Annotated in this window: 20 protein-coding genes and 1 pseudogene; 14 read left to right on the top strand and 7 right to left on the bottom strand. The window is 66.9% G+C overall.

Annotation, left to right across the window (positions count from 1 at the left end; genetic code table 11):
* The first annotated feature begins 88 nt into the window (after positions 1-88).
* From ABD301_RS42660 to ABD301_RS38285, 5 genes and pseudogenes are all read left to right on the top strand, one after another.
* Positions 89-1,030, top strand: coding sequence for a TreTu family toxin (locus ABD301_RS42660; RefSeq protein WP_425552021.1), 942 nt, complete (start codon positions 89-91; stop codon positions 1,028-1,030).
* The gene (locus ABD301_RS42665) at positions 1,030-1,347 is read left to right on the top strand and encodes an immunity protein TriTu family protein (protein WP_425552018.1); all 318 of its coding nucleotides are present in this window, start codon (positions 1,030-1,032) and stop codon (positions 1,345-1,347) included. The genes ABD301_RS42660 and ABD301_RS42665 overlap by 1 nt, the downstream gene beginning before the upstream one ends.
* Positions 1,348-1,519: 172 nt before the next feature.
* Entirely contained in the window at positions 1,520-1,834 is a 315-nt protein-coding gene (locus ABD301_RS38280) for a MafI2 family immunity protein (RefSeq protein WP_344314973.1), read from the top strand.
* Positions 1,835-1,977: 143 nt separating this feature from the next.
* A pseudogene (locus ABD301_RS42670) lies at positions 1,978-2,112 on the top strand (restriction endonuclease fold toxin); the annotation flags it as partial.
* Positions 2,113-2,653: 541 nt separating this feature from the next.
* On the top strand, positions 2,654-3,034 hold the full coding sequence (locus ABD301_RS38285) for a hypothetical protein (RefSeq protein ID WP_344314974.1): 381 nt from the start codon (positions 2,654-2,656) through the stop codon (positions 3,032-3,034).
* A 165-nt stretch (positions 3,035-3,199) separates the two neighbouring features.
* Here ABD301_RS38285 and ABD301_RS38290 read toward each other — a convergent pair whose 3' ends face one another.
* Together ABD301_RS38290 and ABD301_RS38295 are read right to left on the bottom strand one after the other, a co-directional pair.
* Positions 3,200-3,919: an ABC transporter permease gene (locus tag ABD301_RS38290; protein WP_344314975.1), complete on the bottom strand. Its 720-nt coding sequence runs from the start codon at positions 3,917-3,919 to the stop codon at positions 3,200-3,202.
* On the bottom strand, positions 3,909-4,799 hold the full coding sequence (locus ABD301_RS38295; RefSeq protein WP_344314976.1) for an ABC transporter ATP-binding protein: 891 nt from the start codon (positions 4,797-4,799) through the stop codon (positions 3,909-3,911). Before ABD301_RS38295 ends, ABD301_RS38290 begins: the two co-directional genes overlap by 11 nt.
* Before the next feature lie 47 nt (positions 4,800-4,846).
* On the opposite strand from ABD301_RS38295, the gene ABD301_RS38300 reads away from it, so the two are divergent.
* From ABD301_RS38300 to ABD301_RS38310, 3 genes are read left to right on the top strand one after another with little or no spacing between them, the layout of a single operon-like run.
* Positions 4,847-5,476 (top strand): TetR family transcriptional regulator, encoded by a 630-nt coding sequence (locus ABD301_RS38300; protein WP_344314977.1) that lies wholly within the window; start codon positions 4,847-4,849, stop codon positions 5,474-5,476.
* Between the two features lie 33 nt (positions 5,477-5,509).
* Positions 5,510-7,240, top strand: coding sequence for a malto-oligosyltrehalose trehalohydrolase (treZ, locus tag ABD301_RS38305; protein WP_344314978.1), 1,731 nt, complete (start codon positions 5,510-5,512; stop codon positions 7,238-7,240).
* 43 nt (positions 7,241-7,283) lie between these two features.
* Positions 7,284-8,057, top strand: coding sequence for an SDR family NAD(P)-dependent oxidoreductase (locus ABD301_RS38310; RefSeq protein WP_344314979.1), 774 nt, complete (start codon positions 7,284-7,286; stop codon positions 8,055-8,057).
* 16 nt (positions 8,058-8,073) lie between these two features.
* On the opposite strand, the gene ABD301_RS38315 is transcribed toward ABD301_RS38310, so the two are convergent.
* Positions 8,074-9,069, bottom strand: a complete 996-nt coding sequence (locus ABD301_RS38315; RefSeq protein WP_163573637.1) for an alpha/beta fold hydrolase — start codon at positions 9,067-9,069, stop codon at positions 8,074-8,076.
* A gap of 26 nt (positions 9,070-9,095) precedes the next feature.
* On the opposite strand from ABD301_RS38315, the gene ABD301_RS38320 reads away from it, so the two are divergent.
* The 3 genes from ABD301_RS38320 to ABD301_RS38330 all read left to right on the top strand — a co-directional run bounded on the left by ABD301_RS38320 (position 9,096) and on the right by ABD301_RS38330 (position 12,325).
* Positions 9,096-9,719 carry a TetR/AcrR family transcriptional regulator gene (locus tag ABD301_RS38320; protein ID WP_344314980.1) on the top strand — a complete coding sequence of 208 codons (624 nt, stop codon included), beginning with the start codon at positions 9,096-9,098 and terminating at the stop codon, positions 9,717-9,719.
* Positions 9,720-9,989: 270 nt separating this feature from the next.
* A complete protein-coding gene (locus ABD301_RS38325; protein ID WP_163573635.1) occupies positions 9,990-10,772 on the top strand; it encodes a D-Ala-D-Ala carboxypeptidase family metallohydrolase in 783 nt (260 codons plus the stop codon).
* A 116-nt stretch (positions 10,773-10,888) separates the two neighbouring features.
* Entirely contained in the window at positions 10,889-12,325 is a 1,437-nt protein-coding gene (locus tag ABD301_RS38330; RefSeq protein ID WP_344314981.1) for a peptidoglycan-binding domain-containing protein, read from the top strand.
* Between the two features lie 564 nt (positions 12,326-12,889).
* Here the strand turns inward: ABD301_RS38330 and ABD301_RS38335 are convergent.
* Genes ABD301_RS38335 through ABD301_RS38345 form a run of 3 tightly spaced genes read right to left on the bottom strand, consistent with a single transcriptional unit; the run spans position 12,890 to position 15,250 of the window.
* Complete coding sequence (locus tag ABD301_RS38335; protein ID WP_344314983.1) at positions 12,890-13,561, bottom strand: response regulator; 672 nt, start codon at positions 13,559-13,561, stop codon at positions 12,890-12,892.
* A complete protein-coding gene (locus tag ABD301_RS38340; RefSeq protein WP_344314984.1) occupies positions 13,540-14,733 on the bottom strand; it encodes a sensor histidine kinase in 1,194 nt (397 codons plus the stop codon). The genes ABD301_RS38335 and ABD301_RS38340 overlap by 22 nt, the downstream gene beginning before the upstream one ends.
* 25 nt (positions 14,734-14,758) lie before the next feature.
* Positions 14,759-15,250, bottom strand: coding sequence for a hypothetical protein (locus tag ABD301_RS38345; protein ID WP_344314985.1), 492 nt, complete (start codon positions 15,248-15,250; stop codon positions 14,759-14,761).
* A gap of 194 nt (positions 15,251-15,444) precedes the next feature.
* Here ABD301_RS38345 and ABD301_RS38350 point away from each other — a divergent pair, with 194 nt between their 5' ends.
* Positions 15,445-18,396: a helix-turn-helix transcriptional regulator gene (locus ABD301_RS38350; protein WP_344314986.1), complete on the top strand. Its 2,952-nt coding sequence runs from the start codon at positions 15,445-15,447 to the stop codon at positions 18,394-18,396.
* Between the two features lie 111 nt (positions 18,397-18,507).
* Complete coding sequence (locus tag ABD301_RS38355) at positions 18,508-19,287, top strand: pyrimidine reductase family protein (protein WP_344314987.1); 780 nt, start codon at positions 18,508-18,510, stop codon at positions 19,285-19,287.
* On the opposite strand, the gene ABD301_RS38360 is transcribed toward ABD301_RS38355, so the two are convergent.
* Positions 19,278-20,072: a putative protein N(5)-glutamine methyltransferase gene (locus ABD301_RS38360; RefSeq protein ID WP_344314988.1), complete on the bottom strand. Its 795-nt coding sequence runs from the start codon at positions 20,070-20,072 to the stop codon at positions 19,278-19,280. The genes ABD301_RS38355 and ABD301_RS38360 overlap by 10 nt on opposite strands.
* A 209-nt stretch (positions 20,073-20,281) precedes the next feature.
* Here ABD301_RS38360 and ABD301_RS38365 point away from each other — a divergent pair, with 209 nt between their 5' ends.
* Entirely contained in the window at positions 20,282-21,850 is a 1,569-nt protein-coding gene (locus ABD301_RS38365; RefSeq protein WP_344314989.1) for an alpha/beta hydrolase, read from the top strand.
* Positions 21,851-21,891 lie beyond the last annotated feature (41 nt).

Raw genomic sequence — 21,891 nt, forward strand, 5'->3', positions numbered from 1 at the left:
CCTTCCGACCAACCAACAGGCCAGTCGATCTTGGTACACCTCCGGCTTACACACTTGGCATGACACGCCCCCCAGCACACGCGGCGTCATGGTTCCCCGGCAACGACCAGCCAACCCTCCGAGCAAATGGGCAGACACCTGGGACAACTACCCCCGACCAGGCGGATACGGATCCCCCAAATCCTCAACTAACTACTACGACGACGACCCCTATCCACGCCCACCACACGGCGGCGCCTGGAATGACCACAACTACGACCCCGGCAACGACCAGGACCCGGGACACGGCGCAGGCGGTGACCACGGAGGACGGCAGCCCTACCAGCCACCGACACAAGCCGAAATCAACGCGGCCCAGCACCACGCAAACCTCAACACCCCCATCCCCCGTCCGCCACTGGGGCAAAATGCCAACACCCGCGGCCAAAAAGTCGACGCATCAAAAGCCCCCATCGCCGACCCAACCGGCTCTGCCTCAAATGAAGCCGCGAAGACAACAACCTGCACAACCGCCTGCGAGACAGATGCATCTCTATCCGCCGCCGACCCCACAGGCCAACTCAACCCACCAGGCCCCTCACAAGGAGCTATCCCTCAGCCCAAACGCCACGACCTCGGCGACGGCACCTACTACCATCCAGGCGACGGCTCTATCCGTGACGCCGCCGGCCACTGGATCGGATCGGCATCGGGTCGCAATTCAGGTGGTGACGCCCTGGTTACTGTTGGGCGTTGGATGTCGACCGATGAATATCAAGGAATGGTGAATACGGGAATGGTTCAAGCAGGGGCGGGAGACAGAACGTTCGTTGTGTACCCTGCGAGCCCTAATGCCTACGTTTCAGCGAGGCCAGGATCCGTCTACGTGGAGTTCGACGTGCCGCAATCACTCCTCTCGCCTGGTGGACGTCCGGGCGACTATAAACTTTCCGGCCCAGGTTCGCTCGATGGGCGGCTTGCCGCACGGAAGGGTCTCCCGCTGCCGCAGTTGCCTGCTGCGGTAAATATCCGACTTGGAGGTAGCCGGTAATGCCCGTAGATCCATCCCTGTTGCAAGGTGCGCGTAATTGGATCGATGCGCACTCTGAAGCAGTTCGTCAGAGCGGTCTGCTAGTCGAGATCAATCCGTCCCCGAAAGATCGACCCAAGCAGTCCATTCAGTGGGTTTTGGAAGGACCGGATAGGATTGGGGAGATAATCCTCTGGGAGACGGGCGAGGCGGAGCTTAGCTTTGCCTCCATTAAGTCGGGGGAAATTCGCCCCGAGCATCGGAGCATTAAGAGTGCATCAGAACTCGAAATGGCTTTGGTTGCGGTCCTTAATTGGACGACTGACGTTCCACAGTAGGATCCGACGTCGTCGGTGTAACGAATTCTGGGAACATTCAGGTCCGGCATGATGACGTTCCCGCTTTCAATAACAAGAGGAGGGCCGGGTACATGAACCAGCCAACAAACATGTTCATGATCAAAGGGACTGCCAGGGTAAGCGTCGTGCCGATCAATCCAACAAAACCGTGATGACACCCGAGCCCGGCAAGCTAGAGCAAGAAAACCAAATCGTCCTCGGAGTGGTGCAAGCACTACTTGGGCTCATCACACCAGCAATTGGGGCAATTTCGGTTAAGTTCGACAATGACGTGGTGACTCTCTATTTTGCCGTTTCAGCACACTCTCCGGAACTTGAAGCGGACGTTGATGACATCTCCTTTGAGCTGGACGCGCAATTCACAGACCATTTTCCCAGAATCCAGTCTCAAATCTTCCTTGGAGAACCAGGGCAAGATTGGCCTGGGAGAAGTCATCGTCTCGTCTATCTGACAAAGATCGAATAGGAAAATCTGTCGAGGCTACTGACGTATCGGTTACGGGGCAGAAGATGAAAGAACGTGCATCTCCCAACGACCCACCTACATATTCTCTTCTGTGACCAGTTTATTGAAATACGAAGAGATCCTGGGCCGCGGCGGACAAGCCGCACAACTTCCTAAGCAAGGCGACCCGGAACCAGATAAAGGGTACTATCGAGCGTGCGGATACAATGGGTCTCCGGGCCGAGTTCTGGTTCAAGTATGGTGTCCACCCCTCGCGTACGGCAGTACATCGAGGATAAGGGAGTCATCGGGTTGGGGGAAGTAAATGGCGAGGTATTTCAATGTGAGGGGTTTTCTCGATTGCGAGCATGCCGACCTATCTACCATTCGGGACATAATATCAAGCCATCAGCCAGACGACATAGGCTACGGACTGGATGCGGATACGATTAACCTGTACACCGCCGGCTGGGTTTATCACACGAGGGAAATAAATTGGTCGGCACACGCATTTTTTGGAGCTTCCATGAGAAGCGGAGGGTTGAATCTCATTTTGTCCCAACTGAGGAGTATTGCGCTGACTTTACCGGAAGTCACCGGGTTGTTCTTCATAGATGATGATGAAGAATCCGAGTCTTTTAGCTGGAAAATCGTTGGAGGTGTCGTGACCTTACTTCCCGCCCAACTTTAGAGCAGCCAAGTACTTGAAGGACGCAAACGCTTCGGTTCAGCTCAGACCTGGGGGGGGAAGCATTGATCTACAGAACATCTCGACAAGTAAAGCCGCCGGTCGGTCCGACGGGAACTTCAACTCGCCCAAGGATGCCTTAGGAGAAGATCTTGTCCGATTTCGGCGATGAAATTGCACGTCAACTAGCCACTCAACCCAAGTTCGCTCGGGCATTGCATTACGCGATCGACCACTGTCTTGTCGATCTCATTCCTTGGGTTTTATTCACGTCCGATTCCCAAATCAGTACCAGATCTAAGGGCATTAACGAAGCGTATACTGAGAGGCACGTGCTCTGTTTCGCTGAGCGTCGCGACACCGATGATGTCGGGTGTGTCGTGCTCGAATCCACCGCGGACTACGCGGCAGGCGAGGTCTTGATCATTCACGACTTCGCATCCCCGGGTTGGGAGGTAGATGTTTCCTTCAGTGATTTTTGGGGTTGGTTCAGAGCAGCCGTCGACGACATGATCGAATCCTCCAGTGATTGAGATGGCCGACGAAGCGGGAGCGTTAGGTTCCCACATCAGCGCGGCGTCTAATGCACGGACATACCGTGTCAGAGGCGCAGAAGTGACTATTCCGCATAGCCTGAGGGAGCGATTCGGACGGCGCGAAAGACGAACGAAGCTGTCGCCGAGCCGCAGTCCCACGCGCTAGCGGAGGCGGCGGTAGGCGATGACGGCGGCGGCGGAGCCGCAGAGGGTGACTACGGCGAGGCTGGGCCAGACTGCTGGGGCGTTGCCGGCGAGGGCGGCGCGGAGGGCGGAAATGGCCCAGTACGCGGGGGAAACGGGAGCGATCGCCTGCAGCCAGGTGGGCATGGTGGTGAGGGGGATCAGGCCGCCGGCGAGGCCGGACATGAGGAATGAGCCGATGTCCTGGATGGCGGACAAAGCGCTGGGCGTACGTACGACAGCGCCGACGGCGAACCCCAGGGACAGAACAGTGCAGCCCCATACGAGTACGACGGCGCCGAGCAGAAAAGCCGAACCGACCGGCAGATCGTAAACAGAGACAGCGAAAACCAGCACGAGGACCTGTTGGACGATGAGTACGATCAGCAGCGGAGCAGTCTTGCCGACCAGAATTTCCAAGGGACCAGCGGAAGTGGCGCGGAGGCGATCCCAGGTGTGCCAGAGCCGCTCGGACAGCACGCTGGTGCCGACGAGCCCGGTCGTCAGCAGGCTGACCAGTACCAGAACTCCAGCAACCACAGCGATAGTTCCCGAGCGCCCGGCGGCGGCCGCGTAAATGGGATGCAGGGCCACGATCATCAGGATCGGCATCAGGAGCCGGGTGAGCACCGGGCCCGGTGACGCCAGAAGCAGCGAAGAATTGTGGCGTACCAAGGCAATCACACGCTCAGGCCGCATCGCGGGCCTCCTCGACAATGGCGTGGAAAAGGTCGTCCAGGCTGGGGCGCTGGATGTCGACGACGGCTGGTACGTGCCCTCTCGCAAGCAACGAAGCCAGTTCCTGCGCCGGGGCAAGGGAAACGATGTCGAGCTGCCCGTCGATCAACTCCCCCGATGTGGCGAGAGCGGCTGGCACCGGACCGTCGAAGCCGACCCGCAGGTGGCTCGGCAGGCCGTTGAGCAACGCCGACTGGCTTCCCCTGCGAACGATCCGGCCGCCGTGCACGATCGCCAGGCTGGCCCCCAGGTCGACTAACTCCGGCAGGTAGTGCGTCGTGTAAACCACCGCTGCACCGGCGGCCGCACGCGCGCGTACGGCGCTAAGCAAAGCCCGTCGGGTCTCGGGATCAGCGCCGACGGTCGGCTCGTCGAGCAGCAGTACGTCCGGGTGCCCGATCAGCGCGCAAGCGGCCTGAGTACGCCGTTGTTGGCCGCCGGAAAGCTGCGCGGCTCGGCGTTCCAACACCGAACCCAGGTCCAACTCCTCGGCGACCGAAGCGACTTGCCGGCGTAACTCAAAACCCGAAAGGCCCGCGAGCGAACCGAAAAGCCGGAGCTGCGCGGCGACCGTGACGGTCGGATAGAAGGCGGTTTCCTGCGGCGACACGCCGATCCGGGCGCGGGCCTTGCGCGGATGCCGAACGGCGTCCACGCCAGCCACCTCGATCCGGCCGCTGTCGGCCCGTTCCAGACCGGTCACGGCGTGGACGAAAGTGCTCTTACCAGCACCGTTGTGTCCGATCAGGCCGACGATTTCGCCCTTGCCGACGGTCAGCGAGAAGCCATCGAGAGCGGTCACCCGCCCGTACGTTTTGACCAAGTTTTCAGCGATCAGCATGTGAACCCCTAAATGATCTACGCCGTATAGATCTACACTGTATAGCCATGGTCGATCGAAGACAAGAAATCATCGACGCCGCGCTGGCGATCGCCGACGAATCGGGCCTGGATGCCATCTCGATGCGCGCGGTCGCCGAGCGGGTCGGCGTGACGCCGATGGCGCTCTATCCGCACATCGGCAACAAGGATGGCCTGCTCGACGCGATGATCGGCCACAGCCTGGGCAGCCTGCCGATGCCGGCGCCGGACCAGCCGTGGCAACAGCGGCTGCGGGTCTTCGCGTACGCCATAAGAGCACTCGCCCACCGCCATCCCGGCTACCTGGAGCTGGTGTTCTCGCGGCCGGCGGTCACCAAGGACGCGGTACGGGCGATCGACGCGATCTTCGGTGCGCTGTTGGACGCGGGCGTGCCGCCGTCCGAGGTCGCGAGGGTCGAGCGGCTGACTTCGACGGCGATCATCGGCTTCGCGATGTCCGAGGTGAACGGCCGGTTCGCGGCGGCTCGCCAGCCACCGAGCGTACGAGCCGAATGGGCCTCCGCCGGGGAGCTGCCGGCACATCACCGGCTCCGGCCACATCTGGACAAAAAGGTCGACTGGGACGCCGAGTTCGAGGCGGATCTGACCGATCTCGCGGCGATGATCGAGTCGATCGCTCAACGATCGGTCAGGTAACGTTGCCGGCGTGACCAACCCGCGAATCGCAGCATGACGGAGACCTTTCGGGTCTGGGCACCGCTTCCCCAGCGAGTCCGTGTCCTGGTCGCCGGAGTCGAACACGAGATGGTGCGCTCACCAGACGGCTGGTGGGAGTCCACTGTGGACAGTGCCGGCGCCGGCAGCCGGTACGGGTTCCTGCTCGACGACGCGGCAGAACCGATCGCCGATCCGCGATCGCTGTCCCAACCGGACGGGGTGCACGGCCTTTCCGCCGTTTACCACCACACGTACGAATGGGCCGACCATGCGTGGACAGGCCGCACGCTGCCGGGCGGCGTGATCTACGAGCTGCACATCGGCACTTTCACTCCGGAGGGCACCCTCGACTCGGCGATCGAGCAACTCAGCCACCTGGTCGAGCTCGGCGTCGATTTCGTTGAGCTGATGCCAATGAACGCGTACAACGGCGTCTGGGGCTGGGGCTATGACGGCGTCCTCTGGTACGCCGTGCACCAGCCGTATGGCGGGCCGGACGCCCTGAAACGGTTTGTCGACGCGTGTCACCAGCGCGGGCTCGGTGTCCTGCTCGACGCGGTCTACAACCACCTTGGGCCCAGCGGCGGACACCTCGACGAATACGGGCCATATTTCGCCGGCCGGACGATCTGGGGTCCGACGCTGAACCTGAGCGGCCCTGACTCGGACGAGGTCCGCCGGTACGTGCTGGACAACGTGACGAGTTGGCTGCGGGACTTCCACATCGACGGCTTACGACTGGACGCCGTGCACGCGCTGTCCGACAACCGAGCCGTGCATCTGCTCGAGGAAATGGCCGTGGAGGTGGAAAGCCTGTCGGCGTACGTCCGGCGGCCACTCACCTTGATCGCCGAGTCAGACCTGAATGACCCGCGGCTGGTCACCGAGCGTTCCGCCGGCGGCCTCGGGCTGGACGCGCAGTGGGACGACGACATCCACCATTGCCTGCACACCGTACTGACCGGCGAGAATGACGGCTATTACGCGGATTTCGGGAGCATCGCCTCGTTGGCCGTCACACTGGAGCGCGCGTTTTTCCACAATGGCACCTATTCGAGCTTTCGCCGCCGCCACCACGGCCGGCCAGTCGACACGCTGAAAACTCCGGGCTATCGCTTTCTGGCCTACACCTGCGACCACGACCAGATCGGCAACCGGGCGGCCGGCGACCGGCCAGCGGCGACTCTTTCCCCGGGCCTGCTGGTAACGGCCGCTGCGATAGTGCTGACCTCGCCGTACACACCGATGCTTTTCATGGGTGAGGAATGGGGGTCGCGAACGCCGTTCCAGTTCTTCTCCTCACATCCCGAGCCGAAGCTGATCGAAAGCACCCGCGCCGGCCGGTTCGCCGAGTTCGCCCAGCATGGCTGGAAAGCCGAGGACGTGGCGGACCCGATGGACCCGGCCACCTTCCAGCGCTCCAAACTGGACTGGTCCGATGTGGACAGTGAGCCGTACGCGCGGACGCTCCAGGTTTATCGTGACCTGATCGCGCTGCGCAGACGGCGTCCAGAGCTCAGCAACCCGCGTTTGGACCAATTCCACATTGACTTCAATGAAGACGAGCGCTGGCTGGTGCTGCATCGCGGCTCGCTGCGGGTGATCGTCAACCTCTCGCTGGAAAGCCGACAGCTGGACCTCCGGGCGACCTGGATCTTGCTGGCATCGGGTGAGTCCACTGTGGAGGATGGAGTCGTACGAGTGCCGGCCGAGTCGTTCGCGGTGGTCGAAGTAGAGGGCTGAAAAGCGCCAGCCACCTGCTCGTACGGCTGCCAGGCTTTGTCGTATGGGAAACAAAAGCACTCGCCTTGAGTCCAAAGTCATCATCGTCACCGGCGGCAGCTCCGGGATCGGCCGGGCCGTCGCCGAGCGGGTCGCCGCCGAGGGCGCGACGGTGGTGATCGCGGCCCGGCGAAAAGATGCCGGCGAAGAAGTAGCCGCCACTATTCGTACGGCAGGCGGAAAAGCGCATTTCGTAGCCACCGACGTCACGGTCGAGGCCGACATGGCCGCACTCGTACGCACCACCGTCAGCGAATTCGGCAGACTGGACGGCGCTTTCAACAACGCCGGTTCAGTCGCCGCTTTCGGTCCCGTACAGGGAATCAGCGACCAGGACTGGCGTACCGACCTCGAGCAGAACCTGACGAGCGTCTTCTACGGCCTCAAACACCAGGTCCCAGCCATCCTGGCGGCCGGCCGCGGCGGCGCGATCGTGAACAACGCGTCGAATCTTGGCGCGGTCGGGATGGCCGCGGTAGCGCCATATGTAGCCGCCAAGCACGGCATCGTCGGGCTGACCCGGTCGGTCGCGCTGGAGACCGCCGAGCAGGGCGTACGGGTGAACGCGCTCCTGACGGGCGGCGTCGACACCCCGGGGTTCCGAGAGTCGATGGGCACCACTCCGGAGGCGGTCGCGCAGATCGCCGCACTGCATCCACTCGGCCGGATCTCCCAGCCGGCCGAGATCGCCGCCTTCGTCGCTTTCCTGCTCAGCGACGAGTCCACCTTCGTGACCGGCGCCGCGCTCGCCATCGATGGAGGCTTCACAGCCCGCTAGGCAAGTCCAGGATGGGTCAGTCGGTGAAGAACGTGGACAACAGCTGGAGCACGAGTCCGGGGTCCTCCTCCATCACCCAGTGGTTGGCATCGGGCACCACCGCGGTGGTCACGTGGGTGGCCACGTCGCCGAGATCCTTGCCCACCAGTGCGTTCATGCTGTTTTGCCCGCCGACACCCAGGGTCGGGATGGCCAGCTTGCCGTCCTTGGTCACCAACGCGCCGACCTGCTGCTCGCCGGCGTCCTGCTGGCGGAACAGCTCGAACCCGGCATGCGTGCTGGCCGGCCGGCGATAGGCGTCGAGATAGCGCTGCTGCACCGCGGCGCTGATCGCACCGTTGGAGTTGGCCCAGAACGGCAGGTAGAACGTGCCCGGCTGGCCGTCGACCAACCGCTCGGCCACGCCAGGGTTGGACCCGTTGATGAACCAGTCCCACCAGAACGTGCCCGGCTGCTGTCGCACCAGGGTGGTGTAGTCCTCGGCGGCCGGCGCCTCCAGGACGGCCAGTTGTCGTACGTCCGACCGGTATGCCAAGGCGTAGGCCAGCGCGATATTGCCGCCCCAGTCGTGTCCGGCGAGGTCGATCGGCCCGGTGCGGTCGAGGCCGAGCCGGGTGACCACTGCGCGTACGTCACCGGCCAAGGCCAGCGCGGTGTACTGGCCGGCGTCGGTCGGCGCGGGTGAGGAGCCGCCGAGGCCGCGAAGGTCGATGGCCACCACGGTGTGGGTCCTGGCCAGTGCCGGCATCAGGTCGGCCCACGCGTACCAGGTCTCCGGCCAGCCGTGCAGCAGTACGAGAGCGGGGCCGTGGCCGCCGATCACGTAGTGGACGCGTACCACGCCACTGGTGGCGTAGCCGTCCTGAAAACCGGGCAGAGGCGCGGATTTCGTCTGGTGGGTGGCCGCAGGGGCGGGGCTTGCCGAGGACACCACGGCGGTCGTTGCCAGTGCGGCAGCGCCCATCACGGCGGCCGCGACAGTGGCCACGCGCCGGCTGATCTTAACTGGCATTCTTGATGCTCCGATTCCGACAAGTTATGGAAACTAAACGTGTCGACAACGCTATCCCGCCGATGATCGACGATCAACAGGCAGGTGCCCGGCCGCACACCGGCCGGCGACGCAACGACGCCACCCGCGCGGCCATCCTGTCCGCCGTGCTGGACCTGGCCGCCGAGTCCGGATCGGCCGGGTTCACCATGGACGAGCTGGCCATCAGGGCGGGGGTCAGCAAACGGACCATCTACCGGTGGTGGTCGAGCCGCTCGGCCGTGCTGGCCGAGGCACTGGCCAACCGGGCCGTCACCGTCGTCGTCCAGCGTGACACCGGTGTCCTCGCCGAGGACCTGCGCGCGTTCGTGCGCACCACCTACGAGGCCGCCGGCGCCGCACCGGTGGCCGCCGCGCTCAAGCTGATCATGGCGGAGGGGCTGGGCGGCGGGCCAGCCGAGACGGTGCTGCGCGCGTTCGTACACGGGCGCCGCGCCGCCCTGCTGGCTGTGCTGGACCTCGGCCGGCAGCACGGCGAACTGCCGGAGACGTACGACCCGGAACTGGTCGCCGACGCGGTGTTCGGCATTCTCTGGTACCGGGTGCTTATCGGCCACCACCCGCTCACCGCCGACGTGGCCGACCAGGTGGTCGCGTTGATACTGCCTTGATCCCAGCGAGGCTCAGCCGGACCGCGTCATAGTCGCCGCTGCTGGGCGGCGGTCGCCACGGACAGCGTTGATCATGGGCATGCACATCTACCCGGCAGAGCCGGAGAGTCTCCCCCTCACCGCACCCAAACGGCAACGCCCCGATACGGGCGTACAACGCAAGCAAAGGGGCGTTGCGGACACAACGGCAAGAATTAGTTCAGCGACCGTTCAGCGGGATGCGGTTGGCTGCCCGGGTCGGGCCAGTCCGGTCTGTTAGAGGGAGCAACCATGGACGCGCAGGTCTTCCAGCGAAAGCTCAACCGCCGCCAGCTGCTGAGGGCGGCGGCCGGCACCGGCGTCGTCATCGCGGCGGCCGGCGGCACCGTACTCGGCCTTCCGGCCGTCGCGTCCGCGTACTCGTGGCCGGCCTCCTTGCAAACCGGCTCGACCGGCGCGGCCGTCAGCGAGCTGCAGATCCGGGTCGCCGGCTGGGCCGCGGACGGACCGCAGCAGACGTACGTAGCGGTGGACGGCGACTTCGGGCCGGGCACCAAGGCGGCGCTGACCAGGTTCCAGTCCGCGAACGGCCTGACCGCCGACGGGGTCGCGAACGCGAACGACTTCGCCGCGCTGAACGCGCTGGAATCCAGCGACGGCTCGACCCTGCATTTCGAATGGAGCGAATTCACGTCCAACGACGGCCAGGGCTTCGGCGGCGGCAAGGTGGGCGCGGCCACCGTCAAGGAAAACGTCCGTCGACTGATGTACAAACTGGAAGCGCTGCGCAAGAAGGCCGGCAACTCGGCGATCACGATCTCGTCCGGTTTCCGCAGCATCGCGCACAACGCCGCGGTCGGTGGCGCGTCGAACAGCATGCACGTGTACGGGACGGCCGCCGACATCTACGTCAACGGCCACACGACACGGCAGGTTTATGTCATCGGCGAGTCGTGTGGATTCTCCGGCCTGGAAAAGTACACACTGTCCGACGCACACCAGCACGTGGACAGTCGGATCGAATACCCGTACGGCTCGCAGTTCTGGTGGTGGGACAGCGGCACCGTCCACTAACCATTCCTTTATCAAGGAGGCCAGGAGTAGCTGGAGTTATACAGCCTTTAGACCCGCAAAACAGCTAGTCCTGGCCTTCTTGATAACAATCAGCACAGTGCCTGCGAGGAAATCCAATGAAGCTGAGAAGCTCTTTAGGCGTGCTCGCGATCGCGTCTTTAGCGACCGCGCTCGCGACGCCAGCATCCGCCCTCGCGACGCCGGCAACTGCCGCCACCGGCGTCGAATCGTGGCAGGCCGCGCTGACCGGCGCCGGCGTGGACCGCGTCAATGTCGCCACGGAAGGACAGTCGGTTTCCCTTGCGAATCCGACGTTCCATCCGGCCGCGGCCGCGGGCACCGGCGGATACGCGCTGCTCACAGCCGCTGCCCACCAGTTGGGGCACGCCACCGAAACAGTACGGGCGAACGTTGTTTCTCGTACGCCCGCCGGCACCGGGGTTCAGCTGGACGTACGCGGGCAGACTGGCCAGAGCAGCTGGACCGAGTGGACTCCGGCGGACGCCGCGCACCCGGCTCGCTGGGATCGGCCGGTCACCGCGGTGCAGGCGCGGCTGACGTTGACGAGCAACGGCCAGCAGAAGCCGAGCGTCTCGGCGGTGAGCCTGGCCGCGGATCCGGCCCTCACGAAACTGGCCGCGGTGCCGGCCGCCGCGCCGGTGACCTCCACGGTTTTCGCGACCCGCGAAGGCCTGGTTGGGGGCACGACCTCGAATGGTCACGTCATCACGTCGAACGACCATTTCGTCGCGCTGCCGTCCGGCCGCGGCCTCTCCCCCAAGGGCACGACGACGTATTCCGTCCACATTTGCAATCCCGGCAACGGAAAATGCGTCACCGCGCCGGTGTGGGATGTCGGTCCGTGGAACACCAAGGACGACTACTGGAACCCGGCCTCGCAACGACAGTCGTGGACCGATCTCCCGCAGGGCAAGCCGGAGGCCCAGGCGGCGTACCAAAACGGCTACAACGGCGGCCACGACCAGTTCGGCCGCAAGGTGTCGAACCCGGCCGGCATCGACCTGGCCGACGGGACCTTCCGCTCGGACCTCGGGCTGGCGGACAACGGCTGGGTCAACGTCACGTACTTATGGACCTCAGGCACGCCGGCAGTGAACATCGACTTCGCGTCGTACCAGTCACTGACCACCGGCTCCACCGGTGACCAGGTGAAGGCAGTGCAGTTCCTGCTCGCCCAGCAGGGACACGATCCGGGCGGCCAGGACGGCGTTTTCGGGGCCAACACGGCGACCGCGGTCAAGCAGTTCCAGACCGCTGTCGGGCTGAGCGCGTCCGGCTCGGTGGACTCGCACACCTGGACCGCACTGCTGTCCGCCGGCTCCACCCCGCAACTGCAACAGGGCTCCGGCGGGGACGACGTGAAGCGGCTGCAACGGGCGCTAACCGCTGCACTCGGTCGTACGGTCGGCATCGACGGCGACTTCGGTTCGGGGACCGCGACCGCTGTTCGCAACTACCAGACGGCGGCCGGGCTCAGCTCGGACGGCATCGTCGGCCCGAACACCTGGAGCGCCCTCCAGCACGGCCACTGAAACGCCGCGTCTTCTCGGCCTGTCGTCGAGTCTCTCGGCGACACGCCGGCTGCGGCGAGAAATTGTCGTACGTGTCTGGTTTTCTTTCCCCCTCCCTTTGAACGGGCGGGGGGTGGGTCGAGAGGTGGACCTTAATTTTTTTGTTTGGACATTGGTCCTCGAACCCGCCCCCCACCCGTTCTTGGGTGGGGGTGATTTTTGGGGGTGGGTACGACAGTTTCGCGCCGCACCCTATGTAGAACTGCACAATCGGATTCCGATCGTGCAGCGGGTGGGGTGTGATGCACTTCGGGCGGAGCCTCAAGGAAGAACGGGATCGACGGGCGGGGTACGGGGTGGTGAGGGTGGGTGGCGATATTCGCGAAAATTGGTCACTGCCGGTGAAAGTTGATCCCGCCAGTCCCAATAAGAACAGCGGAATGCGCCTGACCGGATTTTGTCCCATATTTTGGGATTATCGTCCCGTACGCCGGACCCGCCGGCCCCCCTGTGCACTCAACCACCCCGCGAATGTAACAAAGCGAGACAAAACCTAGCTGTGACGCTGGAAAGGCGTCGGGGGTGTTAGGGGACCAGGCCGTGGCGGTAGGCGTAGGCGACGGCCTGGGCGCGGTCGCGTACGGCGGTTTTCGCGAACAAGTGGTTGACGTGGGTTTTGACGGTGGCCTCGGAAACCACCAGGCGTTCGGCGATCTCGGTGTTCGACAGGCCGGCGGCGATCAGCGACAGGACTTCCAGCTCGCGGTCGGTGAGGCCGTCCGGCGCGGGGCCGGTGCGGGTGGTCGGGGCGGCGGCGTGCTCCCCCGGCAGCATGTCCAGCAGCCGGGCCTGCACCTCGGGGTCGAGGTCGGCCGAGCCGGAGGCGACCCGGTGCACCGCGCGGCCGATTTCCTCGGCGCCGGCGTCCTTGGTCAGGTAGCCGCGGGCGCCGGCCCGCAACGCCGACAACACTGACGAGTCGTCGGCATAAGTGGTGAGCACAACCACCTGCGTGCGCGGGTGGTCACGGCGTACGCGCCGAGTCGCCTCGACGCCGTCCATGTGCGGCATCCGCAGATCCATAAGCACGACGTCCGGGTCGAGCGCGGCCACCTGGCCGACCGCCTCGCCACCGTCCGCCGCGGTGCCGACCACCTCGACGCCGTCGATGAGCGACAACAGGAAACTCAGCCCGTCCCGCACCACCCGCTGGTCGTCGGCGATCACCACCCTGATCAGACCGGAATCCTCAGCCACACCCGGAAACCCTTCCCATCCGCCCCGATCGGCGCCGGCCCGGCCTCCACATGGCCGCCGAGCAGCTCGGCCCGCTCGGCCATGCCGGCCAGACCGTACCCGCTCCCGGATTCTGCCAGCGCGGCCGGCGCGGTGGTACGCGCACCGCTGTCGGTGACCTCGACTTCGCAATAACCGGCCGGAAAGCGCACCGAGATCGACACGTTCGCGCCGGGCGCGTGCTTGCGGGTGTTCGTCAGGGCTTCCTGGACCGTACGAGTGACCGCCACTGACACCTCCGGGCTCAGCCGCGGCACCGGCTCCTCGATCGACAGTTTCGCGGAGGCGTCGGCGGCCAGCAACTGAAGCGCCTCGGGCAGCGGGCGTACGTCCCCACGCAGCGATGCGAGGGCGCGTCGGGTCTCGGCGAGCCCGTCACGCGCCAGCCGCTGCGCCTTGTCGACGTGCGTAAGGACCTCGTCGGGGTCAGCGCGGCGCTTGAGCATCAGGCGTACGCCTTCCAGCTGCACGGTCTGGGCGGACAGGGTGTGCGCGAGGATGTCGTGGATCTCCCGGGCCAGCCGGGAACGCTCGTCCAGCACCTGGGCGCGCGCGGTCGCGTCCCGGGTCTCCTTCTCCTGTTCCAGCAGCTTCTCCGCGGTGGTGATCCGCTCCCGCATCAGCCGCAGGCTCCACCCGAAGGACGACGTGCCGAAGACTCCCCCCGCGGCACCCAACAACGACCCCCAACCAGTGGTCCCCTGAGCTATGTGGACGAACTCCACCACGGCGATCGCGAGAGCCGCGACCGCCACGAACCGGAAGCCGAGCCTGGGCGGCACCCGCATGAGCACCATCGGGCAGACCACCAGGCTGACGATCCACCCGGCCGAGCCGGGATTCACGACGAAGAGCACGTCACTGGTGGCCACCAGCACCGAGGCCGCCACGATCGCCCACGGAACCGAACGGGACAGCGCCATGCCCATCGCGACCGCCGCCGCGATCCCGCTCACGACGAGCAGATATCCCAGCCATTTCGGTACGGCGGAGTCGAAAAAGTAGACCTCACGCAGGCTCGCGTACGCCCAAACCGCGAGAACCACATACCGCGTGAGGAGGCGGGACCCGCGCCGCCATCTCGGCACCGGTCCCGCCTCGTCGCCGAGCCAACGCCCGGCAAGCAGTGTCATAGGTCGATCATCCCGCCTGTGACCATCAAGCGGTCTTCAAACCGCCGAGCACGCCGGCCCGGTACGCGAGCAGCAGGTTCTGCGCGGCGAACGTGGCGGCCACGCAGAAGAAGATCGTCCCGGTGCCTTCGTGGATGCCCAGCAGCGCCGCGCCGCCGGCCATCGCGATCCGTACGACGATCAGCCCGAGCCAGCTCAGAACGGTCTTCCAGCTGCCCTTGGTGACCAGCATGCTGCCTTCCAGCCGGACGCTCATCGTCATGCCACGGGCGAGGCCGGCCACCGCGCCGACCACGATGCCGGCGAGCAGCAGCGGGATGGCCAGCGGTGAGGCGACCAGTTCGTGGCCGATCCCCTTGTCAATGAAGAAGGGCAAAATCGCGAACAGGATCGGCATCACAACCAATTTGCCCAGGCTCATCCGGCGCTCACCGATCTGCCGGGCGATCACGACGGCGATCAGCAACACTCCCAGGATCGCGTAGGCGTAGGTCGGCAGGTTTGCGAGGTGGCTCACGGCCAGTCCTTTCGGCGAAGTACGAATCTGATGGCTCTGACCGTACGAATCCGCCGGTTCCAGCACATCGAACCGACAGTTGAACCTGTTTCTCCACCTCCGGGTGGATAACTACCAACGGATTTGGGATGCGGATAGGGTCAGGACTCGCCGGCCTACCCTCCGGCGGTGAGACGGGGCGGGAGAGCAGCACGATGACACCGGCATCGCCCGGCCGGCCCGGCCTGGGAGCCATCGTCGGCCGCGTCGGCGAGCGGCAGCAGGTCGCCCGCGCGCTCGCCGACGTCAAAGCCGACGGGTGCCGCATGCTGCTGGTGTCCGGCGACCCCGGGATCGGCAAGACGCGGATGCTCGCCGAGCTGGCCGACCTGGCCGGCGAGGCCGGTGCGCTCGTCCTCACCGGCCGGGCCGCCGAGTTCGAGCGGGACCTGCCGTTCGGGCTGTTCCTGGACGCCCTCGACGACGAGTTGGAGAACTCCGGGAAGGCCGCGCTCGAGCAGCTTTCGCCACAGCAGCTGCAAATGCTGGCCACTGTTTTCCCAGCGGCCGCGCACACCAACGCGGCCGCCGACACAGTGCCGCTGCCGATGGTGGGACCGTTGGCGGACTCCTCGGTCGAGCGTTTCCGGGTCCACCGAGCCGTCCGAATGGTGCTGGAGCGGCTCGCCGGCGACCGGATGCTGGTGCTGCTCCTGGACGACTGCCACTGGGCCGACGCGGCCTCGGTCGAGCTGCTCGATCACCTGCTTCGGCACCCGCCGCGGTGCCGGACGCTGATCGCCGTCGGGCTGCGGCCGCGGCAGGCGTCCGCGCGGCTGACCGCGAGCCTCTACTCCGCCGAGGCGACCATGCGGATGGAGCTGGTCGAGCTCGAACCGCTCAGTCGAGCCGAGACGGCGCTGCTGCTGGGCCTGCGGGTCGGCGAGATCGAGGAGCTCTACGCGAGCTCCGGCGGCAACCCGTTCTACGCGCAGGCCCTGCACCGGGTCGGTAGCAAAGACCCGATGCCGCTGGCATTGCCGCTGGACACCGCGAACGGCGTACCGACCGCGGTCGCCGGCGCGCTGCGCAACGAGTTCGTACGGCTGCCCGCCGAGGTCCGGCAAGTGGCGCTCGCGGCCGCGGTGGCCGGCGAGTCCTGCAGCCTGCAACAGGCCATCGACATCGGCGGCCTGGACGAACAGCAGACCGTGCGGGCGATGGAGGAGCTGGAGCGCAACGACCTCATCCGGCTTCGGGAGAGCGGGCAGTTCGCGTTCCGGCATCCGCTCGTACGCGCCGCCGCCTACCTCGGGGCGACCGAGCAGGCCCGCGTCCAAGCCCACCGACGGGCCGCCGCCGCGGCCGAGCGGCGCGGCTGGCAGGTGGTCGAGCGGGCGCACCACATCGAGCGGTCCGCGCAGCCCGGCGACTACGCGGCCATCGCCGCGCTGACCGAGGCTGCCGCGCAGGTGCTCGACCGGGCGCCGGCGATCGCCGCTGACTGGGCCGCGAGTGCGCTGCGGCTGCTGGCCGACTCCGAGGACAACACCCATCCCGAGCGCCGACTGGAGCTGCTCACCCACCGGGCCACCGCGCTGTTCATGTCCGGCCAGCTCACCGCGAGCCGCGGCATCCTGCACCAGCTGCGCCGCGAGCTGCCGGCGGACCCACCCGTGCAACGGGTCGCGGTCGCGGTGGCGTGCGCACGGGTCGAGCGGCTGCTGGGTCTTTACGACGAGGCGTACGCGATGATGCGCCAGACTCTGGACGGCCTGCAACCCGGCTATCCAGACGAGGAAGCGTCGCTGACCTGCGAGATCGCCACCCTTTGCCTGCTCCGCAGCGAGGTCGAGCAGGCCCGCGAGTGGGCCATCCGCGGGCTGGCGCTGACCACCGGCAGCACCCTCGCGGCCCGGCTGCACGCGGCCGCCGCGGCCGGGGTGCTGGCCTGCGCCGGCAAGACCGCTGACGACGTGGAACACGCGGCCAGCGTGCTGCCGTCCGTGGTGGCCGCGATCGACGCGGCCGCCGACGAGGAGCTGGCGCTGCGGCTCGGCGCGATCACCGGAGTCGTACGGGCCGAGCTCGCGCTCGAACGTTTCGACGACGCCATCCGGCACAGCGCCCGGGCGCTGGCCATCGCTCGGCGCACCGGGCAGCGCCAACTCGTACCGAACCTGCTGGTCGACAAGTCCGAAGCGCACTACTGGCGCGGCCAGCTCGACGACGCGTTCAGCTGCGCGGAGGACGCCGCCGAGATGGCGCACCTGCTCGGCGTCGGCGAGCTGCAGGTCGCGGCGTCCACCGCGCTGTGCCGGGCCGCGGTCGTGCGCGGCCAGCTGGACGCCGCGATCGAGGCGGCGAACTGGTCCGTACGGGCCAGCCGTGCCCCCGACCCGTACTACGCCCGCGAGGCCCTGGTGCAGGGCGGATACGCGCGCATCGTGGCCGGGCAGCCGGAGCGCGGAGTGCAGGAGATCCTGGCGGCCGTCGGGGAGGGCGTAAGACACTTGCCGGCGTCCTATCGGCCGTGGCTTTTCGAGCTGCTGGCGTATGCGGAGGTCAGGCGACACCGGCTGGACGAGGCGCAGCGCTGGGCGGACGCGGCCACCGAGGCGGCGGCGGTGTGCCGTCGCCGGGGTGCCGGGTTCGCCGCGCTCGCACACGCCCACGTGCTGCTTGGTCGTGGCGAGTCGGCCGCCGCGGCGACCGCCGCGCTGTCCGCCGCCGGCGACTTCGCGGCCGTACAAATGCAGATCAGCGTCGGCCGCGCGCAGCTGCTCGCCGGCGAGGCGCTGGCCCGCGCCGGCGACCGGGACGGCGCGCTCGCCGCCCTCGGGATGGCGAAGGACCTCTTCGCCCGCGGCGGCGCGCAGCAGCTGCTGGCCGAAGTGGTGGACGCCCAACGCCGGCTCGGCGCCCGGATGCGGCGCGCTGGCGGCCCGGCCCACCCCGGCAACGCCGGCCTCGACTCGCTGACCACCCGCGAGCGCGAGATCGCGTCCCTGATCGCCCGCGGCTACAGCAACAAGCAGGTCGCCGAACGGATCTTCGTCAGCCCGAAGACCGTCGAGAGCCACCTGTCCCGGATCTACGCCAAACTCGGCGTCACCTCCCGTACGGCCCTCGCCCTCACCGTCGGCAACCCAGACGACCCGCTCTAGCTTCTGCACTTTTGTCCGCAACGCCCCGCCCGCCTTGGATGCCTGACGCACGCAACGGGGCGTTGCCGACAACCCAGCGTGACGATGGGTGAGGCCTGCGGGTGGGCGGCGGTGAGCGTGGTGGGATGGGATGAGGGCTGGCTGAGGTGGAAGGGTGTGGAGATGCGGTTGATCCATCCGGCGGGCGCGCCCGGTGAGGTGAGCGACGCGGACCTCGCGGAGCTGTACGCGATGACCGACCGGTCCCGACCGCGGCTGCGGGTGAACTTCGTGGCCAGCCTGGACGGCGCGGCCGAGGTCGACGGGCGGTCCGGCGGGCTTTCCGGGGCGCCGGACATGCGGGTTTTCAAGGTCCTACGGAACCTGGCCGACGCGGTACTGGTCGGCGCCGGTACGGTCCGCGCCGAGTCATATCGGGGCCTGTCTCTGGGCGCGGCCCGCCGCGAATGGCGACGAGCGGCCGGTCTCGCCGAGGTTCCCACGCTGGTCGTGGTGTCCAGTGCGCTGGACATCGACACGGACGTCTTCGCCGACATTCCGGTCCGCCCGATCGTCGTCACCCACGCGGCTTCCCCGGCCGATCGGCAGGAGAAGCTCGCCGAGGTCGCCGACGTGGTGCTGGCCGGAGCCTCCACTGTGGACTTCGCGGTGGCGTTGCCGGCGCTCGCCGAGCGCGGCTTGCGACAGGTGCTCTGCGAGGGCGGCCCAGCCCTGTTCGGCTCGCTGCAAGCCGCCGGCCTGGTCGACGAGCTGTGTCTCACCCTCGCCCCGATCGTGGCCGGGCCTGGCGCCTCCCGCATCAGCGCCGGCCCGCCGTCACCGCCTACCGACTTCGCACTCGTACACGCCCTCGAAGACTCCGGCATGCTGCTGCTGCGCTATCAGCGGTGACCATCCCGAAGGCTTCCGATGACGACCGTGGCATCGGCTTCCTCTGAGCTGACGGCACGGGCCAGCAGGCCGGCTTCGGTGAACACCTCGACGGCGCTGGCCGCCTGCCCCTGGCTGGTCTCGACCAGCAGGTGACCACTGGGCGCCAGCCACTGCGGCGCTCGTACGGCCACCCGCCGCAGCACACTCAGGCCATCGGCGCCGCCGTCCAGCGCCACGCGCGGCTCGTGCAGCCGGGCTTCGGGCGGCAGCAGCTCGATCGCGTCGGTCGGGACATACGGGACGTTCGCCGCCAGCAGGTCGATCCGGCCTCGCAGCGCGGCCGGCAGCGGCTCGAAGAGGTCACCTTGGTGGACTTCACCGTCCGGCAGGTTCTGGCGGGCGCAGCGTACAGCCGTCGGCTCGATGTCCGCCGCGTGCAACTCGACTAGGCCCAGCGCATCGGCGATCGCGGCGCCCACCGCACCCGAGCCGCAACACAGGTCGACCACGACCGGCCGGGCCGGGCTCGGGACCGCGAGCGCCTGGCTGACCAGGAACTCCGTACGACGGCGGGGCACGAAGACGCCGGGGTCGACGGCGATGCGCAGGCCACAGAACTCGGCCCAGCCGACCACGTGTTCCAGCGGCAGACCGGCGGCTCGGCGGTCGACCATGACGGCGAGGTCCGCTGGGGTGGCAGCGGCGGCCAGCAACAGCTGGGCCTCGTCCTCGGCGAAGACACAGCCGGCGGCTCGAAGCGTACGGACAAGCTCACCGAGATCGGGGTAAGCGGAAACGGGCATGAGTGCCTTTCGGGATGCCGAAGGGCGCTCTCGCGGTCGCCTAGCGTTAGGCCCGGCGACAGCCGCAGCCGTGAGACGAGAGCACCCGACCTGACGAACGGGTAATGGGTCTCACCTCCTCAGCTGCTGGGACTTCAACCCTACCCGAAGGAACAGCAGGGCAGCGGCATCCCTCTACGCTGGGCGCAGACCAACAGCTGAGGAGAAGCGTGACCGGCGTATTCCGGCGACAGGGTCGCCGCCGCAAGGCAGTCTCCGTGCTCGTCGCGGCCGCGCTGATCGCCCTCAGCGGCTGTGGCGCACGGGCCGTGACGGGGGACTTCTCCCCTGGTCCCGCCTCGTCCGGGCAGGCCGCCGGGGCGCCCCCGGTGGCGCCGGTGGCCTGGAAACCATGTCCGGACGTGATCGCCGATGTCGGTCAGGGCCAGGCGGATGCCCGCTTCTCGTACAGCTGCGGCACCGTCACCGTGCCGCAGGACTGGGCCAAACCGACCGGGCCGACGTTCCAGCTGGAACTGCTGCGGGTCCGGTCCAAAAACCAGACCAACCGGATCGGCTCGCTGCTGGTCAACCCGGGCGGGCCGGGCGCTTCCGGGCTGGGTCTCGCGGTCGACCTCGCTGGGTCGATTCCGGCCGCGGTGACCGGCCGCTTCGACCTGGTTGGCTTCGATCCGCGCGGGATCGGCCGGTCGGCGCCGGTGCGGTGCATCCCGAACCCGGTCAAGGACCAGTCCACGGAGCAGACCGTCGACCCGGTCAGCCAGTCGGAGTTCGACCAGCAGGTCACGCTGTCCAAGCGGATCGGGCAGCTCTGCCAGCAGGCGTATCCGAACACCCTGGGCCTGTTCAGCACCGAGCAGACCGCCCGCGACCTGGATGCCATCCGGGCCGGCGTGGGTGACTCGAAGATCACCTACCTCGGTTTCTCGTACGGCACCGAGCTCGGAGCGGTGTACGCGCACCTGTTCCCGGCCAACATCCGGGCCTTCGTGCTCGACGGCGCGGTCGACCCGCAACTGACCTCGGTGCAGTCCAGCGAAGGCCAGGCTGCCGGCTTCGAAAAGGCGTTCAGCAACTTCGCCGCCGACTGCCAGCAGCACGCCGGCTCGTGCCCCATCGGCCCGGACGCCCGCGGCACCGTGAAGCGGCTGCTCCAGCAGCTCAAGACCAACCCGATCCCACTGCCGGACGGCCGCAAGCTCACCGATGGCCTCGCTTTCACGGGCGTTATCCAGGCGCTTTACGCCAAGTCGCTGTGGCCGGTGATGGCATCCGCGGTCGCTGAGACTTTGAGCGGCTCGCCGCAGCGGTTGCTGCAACTCGCCGACGAGTACAACGGCCGACAGCAGGACGGCTCGTACAACAACGAGGTGGACGCGAACACCACCGTCAACTGCGACGACGACAGTGAGACCCTGACCGTCGACAAGGTCCGCCAGCTGCAGTCCCAGTGGCGGTCCAAATATCCGCTGATGGGCGCGCCGCTGGCCATGAGCCTGCTGGGCTGCGTGGTGTGGCCGACCAAGCGCGACCCGTACCAGATCGGCGCCGCCACCGGTGCCCCGCCGATCGTCGTCGTCGGCACGACCAACGACCCGGCCACGCCGTACCAGAACACCGCCCGGCTGGCCAAGCTGCTCGGCACCGGCGTCGTCCTCACCTGGCAAGGCGAAGGGCACACCGCCTACCCGCAGACCCAGTGCATCCGTACGGCCGTCGACGACTACCTGATCGACGGCAAGGTGCCAGCCCCGAACACCATCTGCCCCAACAACTAAAACCCACCCGGTGGACAACCAGCCCTAACGCCCCCGCCCCG

This window comes from Fodinicola feengrottensis (assembly GCF_039530045.1).
Classification (GTDB): Bacteria; Actinomycetota; Actinomycetes; order Mycobacteriales; family HKI-0501; genus Fodinicola; species Fodinicola feengrottensis.

Bases quoted from the DNA above. Each gene is read 5' to 3' on its own strand.
- ABD301_RS42660 (WP_425552021.1), top strand. From the start codon at position 89: ATGGTTCCCCGGCAACGACCAGCCAACCCTCCGAGCAAATGGGCAGAC.
- ABD301_RS42665 (WP_425552018.1), top strand. From the start codon at position 1,030: ATGCCCGTAGATCCATCCCTGTTGCAAGGTGCGCGTAATTGGATCGAT.
- ABD301_RS38280 (WP_344314973.1), top strand. From the start codon at position 1,520: ATGACACCCGAGCCCGGCAAGCTAGAGCAAGAAAACCAAATCGTCCTC.
- ABD301_RS38290 (WP_344314975.1), bottom strand. From the start codon at position 3,919: ATGCGGCCTGAGCGTGTGATTGCCTTGGTACGCCACAATTCTTCGCTG.
- ABD301_RS38295 (WP_344314976.1), bottom strand. From the start codon at position 4,799: ATGCTGATCGCTGAAAACTTGGTCAAAACGTACGGGCGGGTGACCGCT.
- ABD301_RS38300 (WP_344314977.1), top strand. From the start codon at position 4,847: ATGGTCGATCGAAGACAAGAAATCATCGACGCCGCGCTGGCGATCGCC.
- treZ (WP_344314978.1), top strand. From the start codon at position 5,510: ATGACGGAGACCTTTCGGGTCTGGGCACCGCTTCCCCAGCGAGTCCGT.
- ABD301_RS38310 (WP_344314979.1), top strand. From the start codon at position 7,284: ATGGGAAACAAAAGCACTCGCCTTGAGTCCAAAGTCATCATCGTCACC.
- ABD301_RS38315 (WP_163573637.1), bottom strand. From the start codon at position 9,069: ATGCCAGTTAAGATCAGCCGGCGCGTGGCCACTGTCGCGGCCGCCGTG.
- ABD301_RS38320 (WP_344314980.1), top strand. From the start codon at position 9,096: ATGGAAACTAAACGTGTCGACAACGCTATCCCGCCGATGATCGACGAT.
- ABD301_RS38325 (WP_163573635.1), top strand. From the start codon at position 9,990: ATGGACGCGCAGGTCTTCCAGCGAAAGCTCAACCGCCGCCAGCTGCTG.
- ABD301_RS38330 (WP_344314981.1), top strand. From the start codon at position 10,889: ATGAAGCTGAGAAGCTCTTTAGGCGTGCTCGCGATCGCGTCTTTAGCG.
- ABD301_RS38340 (WP_344314984.1), bottom strand. From the start codon at position 14,733: ATGACACTGCTTGCCGGGCGTTGGCTCGGCGACGAGGCGGGACCGGTG.
- ABD301_RS38350 (WP_344314986.1), top strand. From the start codon at position 15,445: ATGACACCGGCATCGCCCGGCCGGCCCGGCCTGGGAGCCATCGTCGGC.
- ABD301_RS38360 (WP_344314988.1), bottom strand. From the start codon at position 20,072: ATGCCCGTTTCCGCTTACCCCGATCTCGGTGAGCTTGTCCGTACGCTT.